Origin of the sequence: Actinoplanes sp. DH11 (assembly GCF_020873875.1) — a bacterium.
GTDB lineage: Bacteria > Actinomycetota > Actinomycetes > Mycobacteriales > Micromonosporaceae > Actinoplanes.
In genome coordinates, this window is sequence record NZ_JAHWGU010000026.1 from 85,673 (window position 1) to 105,011 (window position 19,339).

At 72.2% G+C, this 19,339-nt stretch carries 18 protein-coding genes; 10 read left to right on the forward strand and 8 right to left on the reverse strand.

The annotated features are described in order from the left end of the window. Positions 1-21: 21 nt before the first annotated feature. Positions 22-465, reverse strand: a complete 444-nt coding sequence (locus LPA41_RS30905) for a DUF5990 family protein (RefSeq protein ID WP_229074561.1) — start codon at positions 463-465, stop codon at positions 22-24. Between the two features lie 77 nt (positions 466-542). Here LPA41_RS30905 and LPA41_RS30910 point away from each other — a divergent pair, with 77 nt between their 5' ends. From LPA41_RS30910 to LPA41_RS30925, 4 genes are read left to right on the forward strand one after another with little or no spacing between them, the layout of a single operon-like run. Further along, positions 543-1,637, forward strand: coding sequence for an esterase family protein (locus LPA41_RS30910; RefSeq protein ID WP_229074562.1), 1,095 nt, complete (start codon positions 543-545; stop codon positions 1,635-1,637). A 16-nt stretch (positions 1,638-1,653) separates the two neighbouring features. Beyond that, positions 1,654-2,892 (forward strand): RimK family alpha-L-glutamate ligase, encoded by a 1,239-nt coding sequence (locus tag LPA41_RS30915; RefSeq protein ID WP_229074563.1) that lies wholly within the window; start codon positions 1,654-1,656, stop codon positions 2,890-2,892. A 32-nt stretch (positions 2,893-2,924) separates the two neighbouring features. Continuing rightward, the gene (locus LPA41_RS30920) at positions 2,925-5,132 is read left to right on the forward strand and encodes a glycoside hydrolase family 9 protein (protein ID WP_229074564.1); all 2,208 of its coding nucleotides are present in this window, start codon (positions 2,925-2,927) and stop codon (positions 5,130-5,132) included. Between the two features lie 34 nt (positions 5,133-5,166). Next, complete coding sequence (locus LPA41_RS30925) at positions 5,167-6,435, forward strand: cytochrome P450 (RefSeq protein ID WP_229074565.1); 1,269 nt, start codon at positions 5,167-5,169, stop codon at positions 6,433-6,435. A gap of 7 nt (positions 6,436-6,442) precedes the next feature. Here LPA41_RS30925 and LPA41_RS30930 read toward each other — a convergent pair whose 3' ends face one another. From LPA41_RS30930 to LPA41_RS30940, 3 genes are all read right to left on the reverse strand, one after another. Further along, the gene (locus tag LPA41_RS30930; RefSeq protein ID WP_229074566.1) at positions 6,443-7,039 is read right to left on the reverse strand and encodes a hypothetical protein; all 597 of its coding nucleotides are present in this window, start codon (positions 7,037-7,039) and stop codon (positions 6,443-6,445) included. 62 nt (positions 7,040-7,101) lie between these two features. Then, entirely contained in the window at positions 7,102-7,839 is a 738-nt protein-coding gene (locus LPA41_RS30935; RefSeq protein ID WP_229074567.1) for an arginase family protein, read from the reverse strand. Between the two features lie 2 nt (positions 7,840-7,841). Then, complete coding sequence (locus tag LPA41_RS30940) at positions 7,842-8,174, reverse strand: STAS domain-containing protein (RefSeq protein WP_229074568.1); 333 nt, start codon at positions 8,172-8,174, stop codon at positions 7,842-7,844. Between the two features lie 296 nt (positions 8,175-8,470). Here LPA41_RS30940 and LPA41_RS30945 point away from each other — a divergent pair, with 296 nt between their 5' ends. Together LPA41_RS30945 and LPA41_RS43105 are read left to right on the forward strand one after the other, a co-directional pair. Then, positions 8,471-9,925, forward strand: coding sequence for an amino acid permease (locus LPA41_RS30945; RefSeq protein ID WP_229074569.1), 1,455 nt, complete (start codon positions 8,471-8,473; stop codon positions 9,923-9,925). Further along, positions 9,922-10,836: a universal stress protein gene (locus tag LPA41_RS43105; RefSeq protein ID WP_229074570.1), complete on the forward strand. Its 915-nt coding sequence runs from the start codon at positions 9,922-9,924 to the stop codon at positions 10,834-10,836. Before LPA41_RS30945 ends, LPA41_RS43105 begins: the two co-directional genes overlap by 4 nt. A gap of 13 nt (positions 10,837-10,849) precedes the next feature. On the opposite strand, the gene LPA41_RS30955 is transcribed toward LPA41_RS43105, so the two are convergent. From LPA41_RS30955 to LPA41_RS30965, 3 genes are all read right to left on the reverse strand, one after another. Further along, positions 10,850-11,836, reverse strand: coding sequence for a serine/threonine-protein kinase (locus LPA41_RS30955; RefSeq protein WP_229074571.1), 987 nt, complete (start codon positions 11,834-11,836; stop codon positions 10,850-10,852). Between the two features lie 337 nt (positions 11,837-12,173). Then, complete coding sequence (locus LPA41_RS30960) at positions 12,174-13,085, reverse strand: hypothetical protein (RefSeq protein ID WP_229074572.1); 912 nt, start codon at positions 13,083-13,085, stop codon at positions 12,174-12,176. Between the two features lie 68 nt (positions 13,086-13,153). Beyond that, positions 13,154-14,116 (reverse strand): sulfotransferase domain-containing protein, encoded by a 963-nt coding sequence (locus LPA41_RS30965; RefSeq protein ID WP_229074573.1) that lies wholly within the window; start codon positions 14,114-14,116, stop codon positions 13,154-13,156. Between the two features lie 466 nt (positions 14,117-14,582). Here LPA41_RS30965 and LPA41_RS30970 point away from each other — a divergent pair, with 466 nt between their 5' ends. Further along, on the forward strand, positions 14,583-15,248 hold the full coding sequence (locus tag LPA41_RS30970; RefSeq protein ID WP_229074574.1) for a hypothetical protein: 666 nt from the start codon (positions 14,583-14,585) through the stop codon (positions 15,246-15,248). A gap of 9 nt (positions 15,249-15,257) precedes the next feature. Here LPA41_RS30970 and LPA41_RS30975 read toward each other — a convergent pair whose 3' ends face one another. Next, positions 15,258-16,331, reverse strand: a complete 1,074-nt coding sequence (locus LPA41_RS30975; RefSeq protein ID WP_229074575.1) for a ScyD/ScyE family protein — start codon at positions 16,329-16,331, stop codon at positions 15,258-15,260. Between the two features lie 133 nt (positions 16,332-16,464). On the opposite strand from LPA41_RS30975, the gene LPA41_RS30980 reads away from it, so the two are divergent. From LPA41_RS30980 to LPA41_RS30990, 3 genes are all read left to right on the forward strand, one after another. Next, on the forward strand, positions 16,465-17,136 hold the full coding sequence (locus tag LPA41_RS30980; protein ID WP_229074576.1) for a nucleoside/nucleotide kinase family protein: 672 nt from the start codon (positions 16,465-16,467) through the stop codon (positions 17,134-17,136). Between the two features lie 113 nt (positions 17,137-17,249). After that, positions 17,250-18,440, forward strand: coding sequence for a metallophosphoesterase (locus LPA41_RS30985; protein ID WP_229074577.1), 1,191 nt, complete (start codon positions 17,250-17,252; stop codon positions 18,438-18,440). A 98-nt stretch (positions 18,441-18,538) separates the two neighbouring features. Further along, entirely contained in the window at positions 18,539-18,943 is a 405-nt protein-coding gene (locus LPA41_RS30990) for a hypothetical protein (protein ID WP_229074578.1), read from the forward strand. Positions 18,944-19,339 lie beyond the last annotated feature (396 nt).

A 19,339-nucleotide genomic window follows, 5' to 3' on the forward strand; every position in this document is an offset into this window, starting at 1 on the left:
CCACGGCCGGTCCGCCGGCGCTCATGCCAGCTCCCAGGTCAGGTCGGGTGGGGCCACCCGGGCACACCGCGGCCCGCCCTCGGCGTCGGTCAGGCCGAGGCGGGCGACCAGGACGCCCGCGCCGGCGGCGGCCGCGCTCAGCAGGTCGCCGGGGATGTCGCCGAACAGCAGCTTGGCGCGGCGGAACATCGCGAACGCGTCGCCGTCGACGGCGCCCCAGCTGAGGTAGAGGAACCGCCGGCCGGGGCGGCCGTGCACCCACGGGCCGCCGACGTCGAGCAGGCCGTCGACGTGCCGCACGTCGACGTCGAACTCCCAGACCGCCCGCTCGGCGTGGACCGGGACCCGCTGCACCACCTCGGCCTTGCGCTGCACGCCGACGTGCACCCCGCCGAGCCGCAACGCCTCCGCCTGGGGAGCGCCCGCCCGGCCGGGAAGGTCGTGGCCCTCGATCCGAATCCGCACGCCGACGACTCTAGGCCGTGCCTCCGACAATTTTCCGGCGCCGGGCGAGCGGGGCGGCCCGGCAGTAGGGTGCGTTCATGGAGGCTTGGGACGGTGCCACGGTGCGGTTCCGCTATCCCGATCCGGAGAAGCGTCTCGCGGGCGTGCGGCTGCTCGCCTCCGTCCGGCACACCGACCTGGAGTTCGCCGGTGCCGCCTGGGAGCTTCGCCTGGAGGCCCCGCCGGTGCGGCGCATCGAGTACCGGTTCGAGCTAACCCATCCGGACGGCACCCGGGAGACCGTGACCGATCCGGGCAATCCGTCGCTGGCGCCGGGCGGTTTCGGTGATTCCTCGGTGGTGCACGCCCCGGATTACCGGGAGCCCGACTGGCTGCACCGATCCGACCCGAAAAGCACAAACGGCCCGGAAGACACAAACGGCCCGGACGGCACGAACAGCCCGGACGGCACGAACAGCCCGGACGGCACCTGGCGGACGGTGCTGGTGCCGCTCCGGGGCCTGCGCGCGACCTGTGAGATCCGGATCTGGTCGCCGGACGGTCCGGCCTCTCCGCGCGGGCGGCTGCTGATCGCCCACGACGGCGGCGATTACGAGCGGTTCGCCGGACTGGTGCGATATACGTCGGTGATGATCCGGGCGGGGCGCGTCCCGGCGTACCATCTGGCGCTCCTGCCGCCCGGTGACCGCGACGAGTGGTACTCGGCCTCCCCCGCCTATGCCCTGGCCCTGGCCGGCGAGATCGTGCCGCGCCTGCGCACGGAATTTCAGAGCCCGGCCGTCGTCGGGGTCGGCGCCAGCCTCGGCGCGCTCGCCATGCTGCATGCGCAGCGCCGGCACCCAGCCGGGTTCGCCGGGCTGTTCTTGCAGTCCGGCAGCTATTTCCAGCCGCGCCATGACAGCCAGGAGGCGGGTTTCGCGCAGTGGGGGCGGATCGTGCGTTTCACCGAGAAGGTCCTGCGGGCCGGCCGTGGCCCCGCGGTGCCGGCCACGCTGACGTGCGGCGTGGCCGAGGAGAACCTGGCGAACAACCGGGACATGGCGGATGCGCTGCGCGATCAGGGGTATCCGATTGTCCTCACCGAGAACCCGGACGCGCACACCTGGGCAGGCTGGCGCGACACGCTGGACCCGCACCTCACCTCCCTGCTGTGCCGGGTATGGCCCGATTGAGTTGAAGGAGGCGGCCGTGGCCGACGTCGAGCACACCATCGGACTGTTGCTGGGCACCGAGGACGACTGGCCACGCGCCTACGAGGCGCTGCTGCGCCGCGTCAGCCTCGTCACCGGGCCGGACGGCCGGACGCACCGGGCCAGTCCGGTGCGTGTCACCATCGAGCCGTTCAACCTGCGGTACCAGCCCCGGCACGACCTGGTCATCGACCGGCTCGCGTACTGGTACTACCACCCGCGCGAGTGGCTCAAGAAAATCGCGCTGATGGACGACGTGTATTTGCTGAACAGCCCGTTCACGTTCCAGTCGATGGAGAAGCACGCGGCGTACTGCGCGATGATGCGGCTCGGCCTGAAGATCCCGGAGACGGTGCTCGTGCCGTTCAAGAACCCCCTGGAGAACTCACGCTGGGCGTACACGGCGGCGCGGTACAACCGGCCGTTCGACCTGGAGGCGACGGCGGCGGGGGTCGGTTACCCGCTCTGGATGAAGCCGTACGACGGTGGCGCCTGGGTCGGGGTCTCGCGGATCCGCAACGAGACGGAGTTGCACGCCGCCTACGACGCGTCCGGTGCGCGGCTGATGCATCTGCAGGCGTCGGTGGAGGATTACGACGTGTTCGCCCGGAGCCTGAGCATCGGCCCGGAGACGATGGTGATGAAGTTCCGGCCGGACCAGCCGATGCACGCCCGCTACGAGGTGGACCACAACTTCCTGTCGGACTCCGCCGGCGACGAGGTGGTGACGATCTCGCGGCTGGTGAACGCGTTCTTCCGGTGGGAGTTCAACAGCTGCGAGTCCCTGGTCCGCGGCGACGACGTGCACCCGATCGATTACGCCAACGCCTGCCCGGACGTCTCGCTCACCTCGCTGCACTACTACTTCCCGTGGGCGATGACCGCCCTGGTCAGGTGGACCGTGTTCTGCGTGGTGACCGGGCGTAAGCCGCGACTGGACACCGACATGTCGCAGTACTTCGCGATCGCCGACGACCCGGGGCTCTCCTATGCGGAGAAGCTCGCCGGTTACCGCCGGCTCGCCGACGACTACTTCGAGATCGATCATTACCGGGAGTTCTGCGACAAGCATCTGAGCAACGTCGACGAGATCGTTTACGACTGGGTGGTCTCCGAGGAGTTCCGGTCGCTGCTGCGTGAGACGGTCCGGGCGATGTATCCGGTGCACGAGCACGAGAAGTTCCTTGCCCACTTCGGGGGCCTGATCGATGCGTGGATCCGCGACCAGGGCCGTTGACGTGGAAACAAGTACGTAATAAACATAGGTCCATGTCTCGATGGGAGCGCTCCCGCATCATCGGCCTCACGGCCGTCCTACTGACGGTCGGCATCGCCTCGCCGGCCCACGCCGACGAGGTCGAGCAGATCGTCAACGGCGGTTTCGACGGCACCGCAGACCCGTTCTGGTCCACCGCCGGCATGCCGATCGCCCTGGACGACGGCCGGGCCTGCGTCGACGTGCCGGGCGGCACCACCAACCGCTGGGACGCCGCGATCGGCCAGAACGACATCGACCTGGTCGCCGGCGAGACCTACCGTCTCTCCTTCGACGCGAGTGGCGACGCTGGCCACGTGGTCCGGGCGGTGGCCGGTCTCGCGGTCGCGCCGTACGACACCTATTTCGAACAGTCGCCGATCCTGGGCGACCTCACGCATTACGAGTACACGTTCACCGCCAGCACCTCCACCGCGCAGGGGCAGGTCGCCTTCCAGGTCGGGGGCAGCCCGGAGCCGTGGCGCTTCTGCGTCGACAACGTCAGCCTCGTCGGCGGCGTCCCGCCCGAGGTCTACGAGCCCGACACCGGCCCCCGGGTCCGGGTCAACCAGGTGGGCTATCTGACCGACGGCCCGAAGAACGCCACAGTGGTCACCGCGGCGACGACCCCGCTCGGCTGGGAACTCAAGGACGCGTCCGGCCGTACCCTCGCCAAGGGCCGGACCACGCCGCACGGCATCGACGAGTCGTCCGGGCAGAACGTGCACACCATCGACTTCAGCCGCTACCGGCGCACCACCGCGGGACTCACCCTGAGCGCGGACGGCGAGACCTCGCGGCCCTTCGACATCGGGACCCGGGCGTACGCGCAACTGCGCACCGACGCCCTCAAGCTCTACTACACCCAGCGCAGCGGCATCGAGATCCGTGACGACCTGCGACCCGGTTACGGCCGCCCGGCCGGGCACGTCGACGTCGTACCCAACCAGGGTGACGGCGCCGTGCCGTGCCAGCCCGGGGTCTGCGACTACACCCTCGACGTGCGCGGCGGCTGGTACGACGCCGGTGACCACGGCAAGTACGTCGTCAACGGCGGTATCTCGGTGTGGGGCCTGCTCAGCGAGTACGAGCACCTCAAGGGTTCCCGGAAGGTCAACCTGGCCATCCCGGAGAGCGGCAACCGGACCCCGGACCTGCTCGACGAGGCGCGCTGGGAACTCGAGTTCCTCCTGTCCATGCAGGTGCCGACGGGTCACCCGTACGCCGGGATGGTCCACCACAAGATCCACGACGCGGCCTGGACCGGTCTCCCGCTGCTGCCCCACCTCGATCCGCAGCCGCGTGAGCTGCACCCGGTCTCCACCGCCGCGACGCTCAACGTCGCCGCGACAGCGGCGCAGGCCGCGCGGATCTACCGGCCCTTCGACGTGGCCTTCGCGAAGCGCGCGCTCGCCGCGGCGCGCGTCGCCTACGACGCCGCCAAGACCAACCCGGTCCGGTACGCACCGGTCGAGGACGGCATCGGCGGCGGCGCCTACAACGACGACAAGGTGACCGACGAGTTCTACTGGGCGGCGGCCGAGCTCTACCTGTCCACCGGCGAGAAGAAGTACCGCGACGACGTGCTCGCCTCCCCGGAGCACACCGCCGACGTGTTCGGGCCGGTCGCCTTCGACTGGGCCGCCACCGCCGCGGCCGCCCGCATCGACCTAGCGCTCGTGCCGAACCGGCTGCCCGGCCTCGCCGCGGTGAAGGCGTCGGTGGTGCGCGGCGCCGACAAGTACCTCGCGATCCAGCGCGGCCACGGGTACGGGGTCGCCTACGCACCGGCGAACAACGTCTGGGACTGGGGTTCCAGCAGCATCATCGCGAACAACCTCGTGGTGGTCGCCGCCGCGCACAAGCTCACCGGCCGGGACCGCTACCGCGACGGCGTGCTCATCGGGCTGGACTACCTGTTCGGCCGCAACGCCCTGAACATCTCCTACGTGACCGGGTACGGCGAGGTCAGCTCCCAGAACCAGCACAGCCGCTGGTACGCCCGCCAGCTCGACCCGTCCCTGCCGAACCCGCCCCCCGGCACCCTCGCCGGTGGGCCGAACTCGTCGATCCAGGACCCGGTGGCGCAGGCCAAGCTGGCCGGTTGTGTGGGCCAGTTCTGCTACATCGACGACATCCAGTCCTGGGCGACGAACGAACTCACGATCAACTGGAACGCGGCACTGGCCTGGGTCAGCGCTTACGTAGCCGAGAACGACTGACGGCGCATACCCTCCTTGCGAGGGGGGTATGCCCATGCAAGCTCTTCGATTCGCCGCCGCGCTGTACCGGCAACGGTTCGGCGTCGTCTACCACGGTTACGTGCGGCGCGACCCGATGTCCCGGCTGCACCTGAAGCCGGGGCGCGACAATCCGTACGACATCTACGAACGCATCCGGGCGGGTGGTGACCTCGTCACCACCCGCCTCGGCAACTACGTCACCGCGTCCTACCGGACCTGCGACACGGTGCTGCGGGACCGCCGCTTCGGCGTCCGGTCCGCCGACATCAACGGCCCGGGTGCGCCCGGCGACGCCGTCGACATGTCGTTCCTCGACCGGAACCCGCCGGACCACACCCGGTTGCGCCGCGTCGCGCAGCCGGCGTTCAGCCCGCGCCAGATCGCCGGGTACCGGCCGCTCATCGAACGCACCGTCGACGACCTGCTCGACCGGGCCCTCGCCCGGGAGACCTTCGACCTGGTGCCGGCGTTCGCCGCGCCCCTGCCGATCGCGGTCATCTCGGACCTGCTGGGCGTGCCGGACGCCGACGCCGGCCGGTTCGCCGCGCACGGCGCCGTCATCGGTGGCGCCCTCGACGGCATTCGCGGGCTGCGCCACGCCGCCCGGCTCAAGCAGGCGAGCGACGCCCTCGACGCGGTGCTCGCGTCGTTGCTGGCGCTGCGCCGGCAGACACCCGCCGACGACGCCGTCTCCAAGATCCTGGCCGCCGAGGGTGATCAGATCCAGTCGTCGGAGATCCTGCCGATGTGCCGCCTGCTGCTCGTCGCCGGCTACGAGACCACCGTCAACCTGATCGGCAACGCGGTGAACGCGCTGCTCGACCACCCCGAGCAGTGGGCCGACCTCTGCGACGACCCGGCCGGCCTGGCGGAGAAGGCGGTGGAGGAGACGCTGCGCTGGGACCCACCGGTGCAGCGCACCGCCCGGTGCGCCTTCGAGGAGATCGAGCTTGCCGGCCGCGTGGTCCGCCCGGACCAGTTCGTGATCACGCTGATCGGGGCGGCCAACCGCGACCCGGCGATCTTCTCCCGGGCCGACAGGTTCGACATCCACCGCACCCCGGAGGCCGACCACCTGGCCTTCTCCAGCGGCATCCACTATTGCGTGGGCGCGCCCCTGGCCCGGCTGGAGGCGGTGATCGCCCTGCAGCGGCTGGCCGAGCGCCTGCCGGGCCTGCGGCGGGCGGGCGCCGTCCGCCGCCGCAACGCCACCATCATCCGCGGCCCGATCGAGTTCCCGGTCCGCGCCGACCAGCGGATACTCACCCCACACCGACCGTAGGCGGCGCTCAGCCGTTGAGCATGCTGTACACGGTCGCGTTCGCCTTCCTCGGCTCCGTCGGCGCGGCCGGCGCCTCGGTGCTGCCGTAACCGCTGTAGGCCAGGGTGCAGGTGCCGCCCTTGACCTTGCCGCCGGACGGCATCGTCACCGTGACCTTCGCCAGCTTGCCGGTCGCGGTGTCCACGGTCGCCGAGAACGGCACCTTCTTCGCCTTCGCCCCGAGCGAGGCGATCTCCTCCTCGTCGAGCACCGGGTGCGACGCGGCGATATCGCTCAGGTCGGCGGTGCCGGTGAAGGCGCCGTCGCCGGTCCGCTCGATGTCGGTGGAGGTTCCGAGCAGCTGGCGGGCGCCGAGCGGGTCGGTCTCGCCGTCGTAGGAGTACGGGCTGTCGCCGAGGTCATCGATCTTCGCGGGGTCGACAGTGAGCCAGCCCGCCGGCACGCCCAGCCGCTTGCCGACCGAGGCCGGCTTGAAGCCGATCTTCGCGTAGTGCTTCTCGGCCTCGATGACGAGGAAGGTCATCGAGAGCGAGCCGATCTCCGGGATCTTGTCGCTCACCGTGCTGCTCATCGACTTGTGGGGTGCGTCGATGACGCCGCTCATGGCGAAGCAGGCGCCGCTGCTGGTGTAGGCGGGCGTGCGCCGAGAAGCGGGACAGGCATCCGTCAGGCGCCGAGCTCGGCGACCAGGCGGGTCACCAGGGCCGCCCGCGTCGCCTGCTCCCGCTCGCCGGTCGCCGGGTGCCAGGGCAGCGCCACGTCGAAGGCCACCACCCGCCCGGTCGCCGCGAGGCGGGCGCACGCCGCCAGCACCGCGTCGGCGGACGGGCCGCCCGGCACCGGGAACAGCAGGCCCGGGATCTCGGCGCCGTCCACCACGTCGACGTCGACGTGCACGACAAGTGGCCCCTCCGGCACCGTGCCGGGACCGGCCTCGCCGACCGGGATCTGCCGGACCGCGCCGCCGGCCAGATAGGCCGCCTCGGCCGGGTCCAGGTCGCGCCCGTCGACGAGGACGGCCCGGGCCGGGTCGACCGGGCGCAGGCCGATCCGGTCGGCGTACCGCTCCGGGTGCGCGCCCAGCGCCAGCCGCAACGACAGGCCGCCCAGGTAGCCGGACGTGCTGGTCTCCAGCGTGTGCAGGTCGCCGTGCGCGTCGAACCAGACGAGCGCCGGGTCGACGCCGGTGCGCTGCACGCCGGCGACGACCGCGCCGGCGATCAGGCAGTCACCGGAGAGCACGAGCGGGCGAGGACCGGCGGCGGCCACGGCGGCTGCTGTCGCCTCCCACACCGCGGCCATCCGGTCCCAGTGGCCGGGAGCGTCCAGGACCGGCGAGACGGCGGTGCCGGCGGCCGGCAGGTCGACGGGCGTGTCTTGGTGGAACGGCACCAGGATCGTCACGCTCACAGCCTATAACCGCCGGTGTTCACCGCCGGCACTCCGAAGAGGTCGGTCAGGCCGGTGATCCGCAGCTGGCGGTGGACGAACTCGCTGAGGTTCCGCAACTGCACCCGGGCGCCGATGTCCCGCGCCGCTCCGTGCGCGGCGACCAGCGCGCGCATGCCCGACGAGTCCATGAAGGTCACGAACATCATGTCGACGACCAGGAGCCGGGGCCGGTCGCGCTGCAGGACGCCGAGCAACTGGGACCGGACCGGGTCGACGGTGGCGGCGTCCAGGATGCCCCGGATCTCGACGACGATCGCGCCGTCGGCCTGTCGCCGTGTCGTGATCACGGCCTCACCCATTCTCGCCTCCGAGCCGGGGCACGTGCCCGTCAGCCTCACCGTACCGCCCGGATCGGGCCTCTCGCAGGCTGCCGCGTCGTTCGGCGATCACGGCGCACACGGCGTACGCCGCAAGCGGTTTTCCGCCCACCGGCAGGGACGCGGGGCGGTTTTCCGCCCGCCGTCACGGCCGTGCGCAACTCGAGCGAGCCGATTGGGCGTATCGCGCCGATCATCTTGCGACATCGCGTCCCGGCGGGACACGGTGACAGGCACGGCGGCGGGGGCTGCCGAAGGGAGGCGCCATGAAGCCGGGAATCTTCGCGGTCCGCGACGTCAAATCGCTGATCACCGATACGTCGGGGGATGCGCAGCTGAAGCGGGCGGTCGGCTCCACGCAGCTGACCGCAATGGGGGTCGGCGCGATCATCGGCACCGGCATCTTCGTCGTCATCGGCGAGGGAGCCGACCTGGCCGGCCCGGCGGTGATCCTGTCGTTCGTGCTGGCCGCCGTGGCGTGCGCGTTCTCGGCGCTGTCCTACGCCGAGCTGGCATCGTCGATTCCGGTCTCCGGCAGCGCCTACACCTACACCTACGCGACGCTCGGCGAGCTGGTCGCCTGGATCATCGGCTGGGACCTGATCCTGGAGTACGGGGTGTCGGTCGCCGCGATCGCGGTCGGCTGGGGCGGCAACCTCAACGCGTTCCTGGACGCGGCGTTCGGGGTGGCCCTGCCGGATGCGATAGCCAAGTCCCCCGAGGACGGCGGCATTTTCAACCTGCCGGCCGTCTTCATCGTCCTGGCCATCACGTTCCTGCTGGTCCGCGGGGTGACCGAGAGCGCCCGCGCCAACCTGGTCATGGTCGTGATCAAGCTGGCCGTGCTGATCTTCTTCATCGTCGTGGCGGCCGCGAACTTCAGCACCGGCAACTTCAAGCCGTTCGCGCCGGAGGGGGTGGACGGTGTGACGGCGGCCGCGGCGATCATCTTCTTCGCCTACATCGGGTTCGACGCGGTCTCCACCGGCAGCGAGGAAGCGCGGAACCCGGCCAAGGACCTGCCCCTCGCGATCATCGGCTCGCTGCTCATCTGCACGGTCTTCTACGTGCTCACGGTCGGCGGCGCGATCGGTATCGCCACGCCGGAGCAGATGTCGGGCAGCGAGGCGCCGCTGGCCACCGCACTCGACGAGGGCGCCGGGATCACCTGGGCCGCCGCGGTGCTCTCCCTCGGCGCGGTCGTCGCCATCACCAGCGTGGTCCTGGTGATCTTCTACGGCCAGACCCGGATCTTCTTCGCCATGTGCCGCGACGGCTTGCTGCCGCAGCGCCTGGCGAAGGTCAACCAGCGGTACGGCACTCCGGCGCGCCTCACCATCGGCCTGGGCATCCTGATCGCCGTCCTGGCCGCGCTGGTCCCGCTGGGCGAGATCGTGAAGCTCGTCAACATCGGCACACTGTTCGCGTTCGTCCTGGTCAACATCGGCGTGATCGTGCTGCGGCGGACCCGGCCGGACATGCCCCGCCCGTACCGGGTGCCGTGGTCGCCGCTGCTGCCGCTGATCGGCATCGCGTTCGCCGTCTACCTGATGTCCGACCTGCCGCTGGACACCTGGCTCCGGTTCATCGCCTGGCTCGTCGCCGGCCTGCTGATCTACGCGTTCTACGGGTACCGCCACTCCCGGCTGCGCCGGCCCGCCGCAGCGGTGGACAGCCCGGCGGAGCGGCCCGAGACGCGCAGCGACGAGGAACAGCCGTGACCGCCGGTGCGGCCGGCGACGCGCAGCGACGCGGAACAGCCGTGACCGCCGGTCCGGTCGTGGTCGGCGCCGACCCGGGCGCGGCTGCCAAGGACGCCCTCGCGCTCGGCCACTGGGCGGCGACCACCCTGGACGTCCCGCTGGTCGTGGCGGTGGTCCACCCGGCGCCGTCGGCGCTCGGCTCGGGCCGGGTGGACGCGGAGTGGATCGCCGACCGGCACGCCGCGGCCGAGCGGGTGCTCGCCGCGGCGCGGGAGACGCTCGGCGACCCGCCCGGCGTGGAGTACCAGGTGGTCGCGTCCAGCTCGGCCGCGCACGGCCTGCACGACCTGGCCGAGCACCGGCAGGCGGCGCTGCTCGTGGTGGGCTCGGGGGCGGCGGCGCCGACGAGCCGGCTGTTCCCGGGCAGCACCGCCGAGCGCCTGCTGGCCGGCAGCGTCTGCCCGGTCGCGGTGGCGCCGGCCGGGCTGCCCGACCCGCCGGGCACGATCGGGCGGATCGGCGTCGCCTACGTGGACACCCCGGACGGCCGGGCCGCGCTGGAGGCGGCCGCTCGGCTGGCCCGGCGCACCGGTGTCCCGCTGCTGCTGGTCACGGTGGTGGCGCGCGGCGACGCGGCGATGCCTTTCATGCTGGGCAAGGACGCCGAGCGGGCCTTCCTGGACACCGCGCGAGAGACGTACGAGCAGGCGCTGCACCGGGCCGCCGAGTCCGTACCGGACGTGGCCGTGCGGTGGGAGCTGCGCTCCGGCGACGTGGTGGAGTCGCTGGCCGAGCTGACCGAGGTGGACGTGCTGTTCTGTGGTTCCCGCGGTTACGGCCCGGCGCGCCGGGTGCTGCTCGGCGGGGTGTCGGCCCGGCTGCTGCGCCGCGCCCACCGTCCCGTGGTGGTGGTCCCGCGCGCCGGGTGAGACCGGTGCGGGCTCAGTCCTTGCGGTGGCGGCCGACGCGGTCGCCGTCGCCACCCGCCCACACGGGCTCCGGCACGTCCGGCGCGGCGGTGGTCGGCGCCCCGGCGGCCTGTTCGTCCCACGGCGACACCGCCGCCGGCCGGTGCGGTTCCAGGCCGAACTCGGCCATCGGCACGTAGACCCGCGCGTCCACCGCCTCGGCCAGCAGCAGTGCGGCGACGAGCGAGGTCGGCCGTTCCGCCGGGTCGCGGGAGAGGCAGCGTGAACAGAGGTCGATCACCTCGGGCGCCAGTCCCTCGATCGGCGGCAGCGGCAGCGCGTCCTCGTACCGCTGCGCCATCACCAGCTCGGTGTTGGTGCGCGCGCGCCAGGGCAACCGGCCGCTCAGGCAGTGGTAGAGCAGCGTGCCCAGGGCGAACATGTCACTCGCCGGGGTCGCCGGCATCCCCTCGAAGCGTTCCGGGGCGATGTAGGCGGGGGTACCCATGACCGGGCCGTCCGGGTCCGGGTCGGGCGAGCCGACGGCGGCGGCGATGCCGAAGTCGAGCACCTTCGCGCCGGCCGGGGTCAGCATGATGTTGGCCGGTTTGATGTCGCGGTGCACCACGTTCTCGGCGTGCGCGGCGGCGAGCGCGGCGGCGACCTCGGCACAGATCCGGACGCTGATCTGCCAGTCCATCGGGCCGGCGGCGAGGTGTGCGCTGAGCGTCTGCCCTTCGACCAGCTCCATCACGATGTACGGCAGGTCGCGGTCACCGGCGGGCGACGTGCCGAAGTCGTGCACCCCGGCGACGTTGGGGTGCGCCAGCCGGGCGGCCGAGCGGGCCTCGGTGCGGACCAGGTCGACGCCGATCTGACCGAGAGTGCCCTCCACCGCCGGAGTCATGATCTTGACGGCCACCGGGCGGTCGAGCACCGCGTCGTGGCCGCGCCAGACCTCCGACATCCCGCCGAGGCCGATGCGGTTCACGAGCTGGTAACGCCCGCCCAACGTGCGCATCAATGCCCCCTTCAGCCCTCCGGGACCCCACCCGGACCGACGGGGACTTACCCGGGCTTCCCAGGCACAAACCGCCACCCCGGGCCGCAGGCACTCGCACGGGTGGCCGAGGGACGGAAATGGCGGAGCCGCCGCCTTGTGGGCGCGGCTCCGCCATCGGACAGTGCGGCCGTTTTCCGGTGCACCTGGCGTCCTGGAGAACGGTAGGGCACGGACGGCACCAACGATGATCCAACCCCACCCAGAGTGACCGGACTCTCAGCTGTCGAGCTCCGGGCCAGGGAATGGCCAGCTCAGCGAATTTCGCACGCTCCGGGTGGGTCACTCAGAGCGACAATCAAGCCACTTCGGTACGCAGGTCGTGCGCCCCGTCCGCCCGGGTCGCCTCGTAGTAGAGCCGCTGCCGGCCGTCCGGCAGGCCGACCAGGCTCAGGTAGCGCAGGCCGAACGGCGGGTACGGGCTGCCCACCGGGTCCCGGTCGTCGGCGGTGAGGTCGCCGAACGTACCGTCGGCAAGCCGCACGCCCCGGGCCACCCCGGTGCGCTCCTCCCAGTTCTCCCCGGCCGTGGCACGCCCGTCGTAGGACGCGATGATCTCGTCGCCGGTGACCAGCACCGAGGTCACCCGCACACCGCGGGCGTCCCACGTGCCGGGCCGGCCGGACAGGGCGGTGCGCTGCCACGTCCACCGCACGCCGTCCGGGCTCGTCGCGTACCGCGTGGTCATCCGGTCGGCGTCGTCCCACGACTCCAGCGGGTGCACCGACGCCCAGAGGTGCCACCCGTGCTCGTCGTGGTGCAGCACCGGGTCCTTGACGCCCTGTTCCCGGTCACCGGCGAGCACGGTCCGCGGCACCGCGTCGGCCAGCCCCTCGGGCGTCGCCGCCTCCAGCAGGTCGACCCGCCAGTGCTTGGTGCCCGGGGTGGCGGCGCTGACGTAGAGCCGCCAGCGCCCCTCGGGCGTACGGACCAGCGCCGGGCGCTCCAGCGACTCGGCGCCGAAGCCGTCCTTGCCGATCTCGGCCACCACCGTGAAGCGCAGGCCGTCGGCGGAGCGGGCCACCACGTTGGCGATGCCGCGGCCGGCGCCGATCGGCAGGCGCAGGCGGTAGGCGAGGTAGATCTGGCCGTCGGCCACGACCGTGCTGGGCGCGCCGGACCAGGCGCCGGGCTCGGTGCCGGGCGGCTCCACCACGACGGTGGAGTCCTCCCAGCGCGGCAGTGGCAGGGCGGTCGTTCCGGTGGTCAATGGGGCTCCCCTGGGTCACGGCGACGGAACCCGTCGAGTCTTGCATCATCTATCGGTCAAGTGGGTTTTCAGGCGGCGCGGGCGTGTCGATCAAGGCTGAGCCAGTCGTCGTACCGCTCCCCCGTCACGTCCTGGAGCAGCGCGATGTCGTCGGCGAAGTGCGGCAGCAGCGCGGCGCGTTCGGCCGGCGTGGTCACCGGCCGGTTGCCGGCGCGGCGGTGCAGCAGGGTGAGCAGCGGACCCCGGGCGGCCAGGCGCAGCGGCACCGGGAAGCGGTGCCCGACGGTCCCGCCGGTGCGCAGCAGGCCGCGCAGCACCCGGTTCACCGCGTTGTCCTCGACGAAGTGCCGGTTCACGTTCTCCTTGGGGATCGACGACAGCACCCCGGTCCGCACGCCGAGGAACGAGCAGACCCGGTCCAGCGTGCGTGCCGGGTCGTCCTTGAGGTCGCGGTACCGCAGCAGCAGCACCTGGTCACGTGCGAAGTGCCGATAGAGGTGCTGCAACTGCCGGCCGTACAGCCCCAGGCCGACGTAGTGCCAGAAGTCCGCCCAGCCGGCCGCCTTGCGCTGCTCCTCGGCCCGGCACGCCTCGAGGAAGTCGGCCTTCTCCTCCAGGCCGGCCACCCACAGGTGCGTCCAGTTGGAGTGCGCGCGGTCCACCGGGTCGCGCAACAGCAGGATCAGTTTGACGTCCGGGACGAGTTTCCTGATCCGCCCGTGGGCCGCCAGGTCGTACAGGTAGAAGGGCGTGGCCTCACCGCGCAGCGCGCCCGCCGGCGCACGGTCGAACAGCGCCTCGTAGTCCGGCTGCCGCCAGACATGCTCCTGATAGGTCTGCACGTCCCCCGGACCGCCCACGGCCGGCGGCGGCCCGTCGGAGAGGAAGAACTTCGGCTCCTTGACTGGCGACAGGAAGAGGTCGGGATGCCCGGTGAGCGCGGCGTGCAGGGCCGTGGTCCCGGCCTTGGGGACGCCGGCGATCAGGAAGTCGGGCAGTGGCATCGGGTACCCCCAGGTGGCGACTCGCACTCCGTTCGACGGAACTTAGCCTACAGATCAACTAGGACTTCGCATCCCGGGTCCACGTGCTGGACGGGGTCGCCGGCACCGCCCGCGCCGGCATCGCCCGCGCCCCGCTGTCCCGTCAGCGGCCGAACAGCAGGCGGCGCCACCAGCCGCCAGCCCGGCGGAACCGGGGACAGCCGCATTGCGCACAGTCGGTGCCCGCCCGGTGATGGTCGTGTGCGCGGCGCTCGTGCCCGCAGACACAGGCCGCGTCATCGGTTGCCATCACACCACGTTAGCGATCCGGAAAAGCCCCGGCTGACGCTGGCCTTTACTCGCTACAGCGAGTAATCTCCACTCACCTCCAACACGCTCAGCTGCACAGACGTCGTCACTGATTGCTAACTAAGAGTGACAAGTGAACCTTTATTCGTCAGCGGACGTATCGGAGAACGACACCGAAGACCGCTCTACCCCGGGAGCGCGCACCATGTTCCGACTCATCCAGTTGCACACCGAGCACGGTGTGCCCCGCATCGGCGTCGACCCCGACGGCTACGTCAGTGCCCGTGCCGCGCTGGCCCAATACCGCACCACCCCGGCGACCTGGTTCGCCGTCGGGCGCTTCGACCACGAGGGCACCCTCACCGAGGTGATCCTCGACCCGATCTGCGGACTGGACGGCGCCTGCCAGCGCCCCGCCTCCGTGGTGCACGCCAAGACCTACGAACGGCTCTGCGACAGCTGCTCCGCCGGGCTCGACGTGCTGACCGTCCCGCAGCTGGCCCGCCGGCTCGGCATCGCCTGCCGGCTCGCCCCGTCCGTGGCCCGGTTCCGGCAGTCCTCGATCGGCGGCCTGCGGGCGCCCTCCGGCAACCGGATCGCGCGCGAGTTCGCCGACCACGTGCACGACGTGGCGTGGCGGATGCAGCTCTGCTCCGAGCTCGCGGAGAGCCGCACCGCGCTCAACGGCCTGCTGATCGGCACCGGGGCGCTCAGTCACCGGCAGGTGCTCGACCTCTACCCGGTGCTGTGCGCGCTCGGCGACGAGCTGCCGTCCCCGATCCGCGCCGACCTGTGCCGGGCCACCGCGCGGCCGCTCTCCCCCGCGGGCGTCGCCGGCCTGCGGCTCGGGCTCAGCGTCCACCACGCCTGATCGCCGGACTCAGAGCCCGATCCGCACCACCGAGCCGGTCCCCGCACAGACACTGCAATTACTGACGTACGCGTACCGGCCGCGCACCGCCAGCCCACCCGGCGCCGTCAGCCCGGCCGACGCCACCACCCGCTGCCCGCCGTCGCGATCCACCCGGATCAGCGCGCCGGTCCGGTCGCCGGAGAGCAGTCCCCGATGGGCGATCTCCAGCACGTAGAGCCGGCCGTCCGGCGCCCAGGCCAGGTCGATGACGTTGGTGAAGCCGGTCGCCCACACCCGGGGCGCCTGCCCCGGCGCGATCCGCCAGATCCGGGCCTGACCGGGCGGGAACGGGAATCCGGTGAGCTCGCCGACATAGAGGGCGCCGTCCGGGCCGCGCGCCACCGACGTCGGCACCGACTCCATCCGCACCGGCGTGCCGTCCGGCCCGGGCACGGTGCGAGCGCCGAACACGGCCACCGTGGCGACCCGCCCCCGCGCGGCGACCCGGAGCAGCGAGTTGCCGCCGGCGTCCACCACCAGCTGGCCCCGCTTCGCGGTGAGCACCGCGGTCGGGTTCGTGTCCGGCGGTGTCACACCGTCCGGGTTGGCGCTGCGCTCGTGCTCGCCCAGGTCGGCCAGCACGACCGGGGTGCGGCCGGCCCGGTAGAGCTTCGCCGTGCCGGCCAGCTGCGGCACCCGCGTGCGCAGGTCCGGGCTGCCACCCAGGCCGACCGTGTAGTGCAGCCGCCCGTCGGCGCCGACCGACACGTCCGACGGACCGGACGCCTCGGTGCCCGCCGGCGAGGCCAGCGACGGCAGCCCCGTCGCCACCCGCCACTGCCGGCCGGCCGCCAGCACGGTGATCGCGCCGGACCTGCCGAAACAGACCTGCCCGCCCTCCGGACCGGCCTGGCACGGACCCGGGCCGCCCCGGCCCGACTCGGCGACATAGAGCTCACCGCGCGGCCCGAAGGCGATCCCCCGCGGATTGTCCAGTCCGCTCGCGACCGTCCGCAGCGCCGGAGCGGCGGTGACGGGCGGGCTCGCGGCGATCAGCGCGGCAGCCCCCACGACGGCCGCGACGATTCCTTTTGCGATCATTTGTTCCCCCGTGTTCGAAATTCTCCGTCGCCAGACTCCGCCCGCCACCGGAACCCGCATATGGGCCGAACGGACCGGCAGCCCGGAGAGTCCTCGATCCGACCACGGCCGGCGTACGGGTACGGTCACCCGCATGACGCTCACCTTCCCCGGCCTCGTCGCCCGGGCCCGCGGCCTGGTCACCGGCGGCCGGCGGGCGGTCCTCGGGGTGGCCGGGCCACCCGGTGCCGGCAAGAGCACCCTCGCCGAACGCCTGGTCGAGGCGCTCGCGGCCGACCCGCCGGAGGGCGCCGCGGCGGACTGGGTGGCGTACGTGCCGATGGACGGCTTCCACCTCGCCGACGCCGAACTCGACCGCCTCGGGAGGCGGGAGCGCAAGGGTGCGCCGGACACCTTCGACGCCTACGGGTACGCGGCCCTGCTGCGCCGCCTGCACGACGACCACGACCCGGTGATCTACGCGCCGGGCTTCGAGCGGGTCCTCGAACAGCCGATCGCCGGTGCCGTGCCGGTGCCGCGGGCCGCCCGGCTGATCGTCACCGAGGGGAACTACCTGCTGCTCGACGAACCCGGCTGGCGCGCGGTGCGGGAGCTGCTGACCGAGGTCTGGTACACCGACCTCGACCGGGGCGAACGGCTGCGGCGGCTGATCGAGCGGCACGTGCGGTACGGCAAGCCGCAGGACCGGGCGGTGGCCTGGGCCACCGGCAGCGACGAACGCAACGCAGCAGTGATCGCGGCCACCCGGGATCGGGCGGACCTCCTCGTCCCGGACGGTCTTCTGCGATGCCTTTCGCCACGGTGAGCTGGGGAGACATGCGGTAGCGGCGCAGCCGGGCGCGGGGTAGGCCGCGGTTGGGGGCGGCCGGTGACCGTACTCCTTGGGGTTTGTCGGACCCCGGTGGCATGCTTGCGCTCATGTCGGTGGGTGAGGCGGTCGAGAGCGAGCCGAAGCGGCGTTCGCCGCGGCGCGCGATCTTCGGATTTGTGGTGCTCGCGGTGGTCGCGCTGCTGTTCGGCGTGCCGCTGATGACGTTGTTCTTCTCGGGCAATGCGTGGCCGCTCGAGGTGCGGCTCGCCGGGACCGCGGTGTTCGTGCTCGTCGCGCTCGCCTTCCCGGTGCTGATGTTCCGCGGGCACGGCGGGCACAGCGACACCGCGTCGGTCATCGCCGACACGCTGCTCGGCGTCGTCTGGGTGCTGTTCACGTGGTCGGTGATCGGGCAGGTGCTCGACCTGGTGCTGCGGCTCGCGGGCGTCGACGACCCGGTGCGTTCCCGCGTCGTCACGGCAGTGGTCCTGCTGATCTCCGTGGTGCTGCTGGTCTGGGGTCACACGGAGGCCATGCGCGTGTCCCGGGTGCGCCGCGTCGACGTGACAGTGCCACGCCTCGGTCCCGGGCTCGACGGGCTGAAGGTCGTCCAGATCACCGACACCCACTACGGCCCGATCGACCGTTCCCGCTGGTCCCAGGGCGTCACCAGGGTGATCAACTCGCTGGAGCCGGACGTCGTCGCACACACCGGCGACATCGCCGACGGCCAGGTCGCCCAGCGCACCTCACAGGCCGCGCCCCTCGGTGACGTGCGGGCCACGTTCGCGCGGGTCTATGTGACGGGCAACCACGAGTACTACAGCGGCGCCCTCGGCTGGGTCGACCACATGACGTCCCTCGGCTGGGACGCCCTGCACAACCGTCACATCGTCATCACCCGCGGCGGCGACTCCCTGATCATCGCCGGCGTCGACGACCGCACCGCAGCCGGCTCCGGCCTCCCCGGCCACCACGCCGACCACGAGGCCGCCTTGGCCGGCACCGACCCGTCCCTGCCGGTCCTGCTCCTCGCCCACCAGCCCCACCAGATCGACGCCGCCGTCCAGCACGGCGTCGACCTCCAGCTCTCCGGCCACACCCACGGCGGCCAGATGTGGCCCTTCCACTACCTGGTCCGCCTCGACCAGCCCGTCCTGCAGGGCCTGTCCCGGCACTCCGAACGAACCCAGCTCTACACCAGCCGAGGCACCGGCTTCTGGGGCCCACCGTTCCGCATCTTCGCCCCCAGCGAGATCACCCTCCTCACCCTGCGGGCCGCGCCCACCCCGCACTAGCCCCGCACGCCCCCGGCCGGCCCGGCTTCTGCCCCCCGGCCGGCCCGGGGGTTCCTATGGCCTTGTCAAGCAGCCGGCGCCAACTCTCTCTGCCCGGTTTGCGCTGGTGGAAGGTCCTGCGGGCCGGCGAGGACCTGCTCGACGCCGCCGCCCGCGAGCTCGCCGAGGAGACCAGGCTGCGCGGCATCACCCCCCGGACCTGCGGCAGGTCGCCACCTACGCGGCGCCCGCGCTGGGCGCCGGTCGGCCCCGGCCCGGGCGGGCTCGCCTTCGACCACGACCCGGTGCTGCGCGGGCATTTGCGCCTGGTAGACGGTGGGCCCGCCGCTGGACTGCGCGGATCTCGAAGGTGGCGTGCGCCCGGCTCGCCCCGACGCAACCAGATCAACGTGGAACCCACCGGAGACCTGCGCAGCCTTCCCACCGGTCGGCCAGCGGCACTGTTCCGGCGCGGGCCGGCCGAGGCGTTGTACCCACCCCTGCAACGGCCCCGCCGGTCGTAGCGCTGAATCTGGCGGGGCGGTGTTGACCTGCCAGCGGTGCGAAATCGCGGTTCTGACCCCTTGATCACAGCGATGTCGTAGCGCCGGCAGATCAACATCTCGCCATGGGCGGCGCGGTCGGAGCCACCCTGCCCGGTGACAACGGACCACGCGCACGACCGGGGCGGTAAGTCATGCCGGGTCAGGCGACCGAGCAGTCCCGCACCGAAGATCAGGCTGCCGCAGCACGCGACCCCTTGCGGCCGCGGCGCCCGGACAACTCACCACCCGCGCCGGCTCAGCCGGCACCAGTCGACTCCGGCCGTGTCGCTGCCACGCGCCCGGTTTGCGTTTTCCCCGCACCCCTCTCCAGCAGTGGTGGACGTCCGTCGGTGGCGAGCGGCCACCACCGAAGGC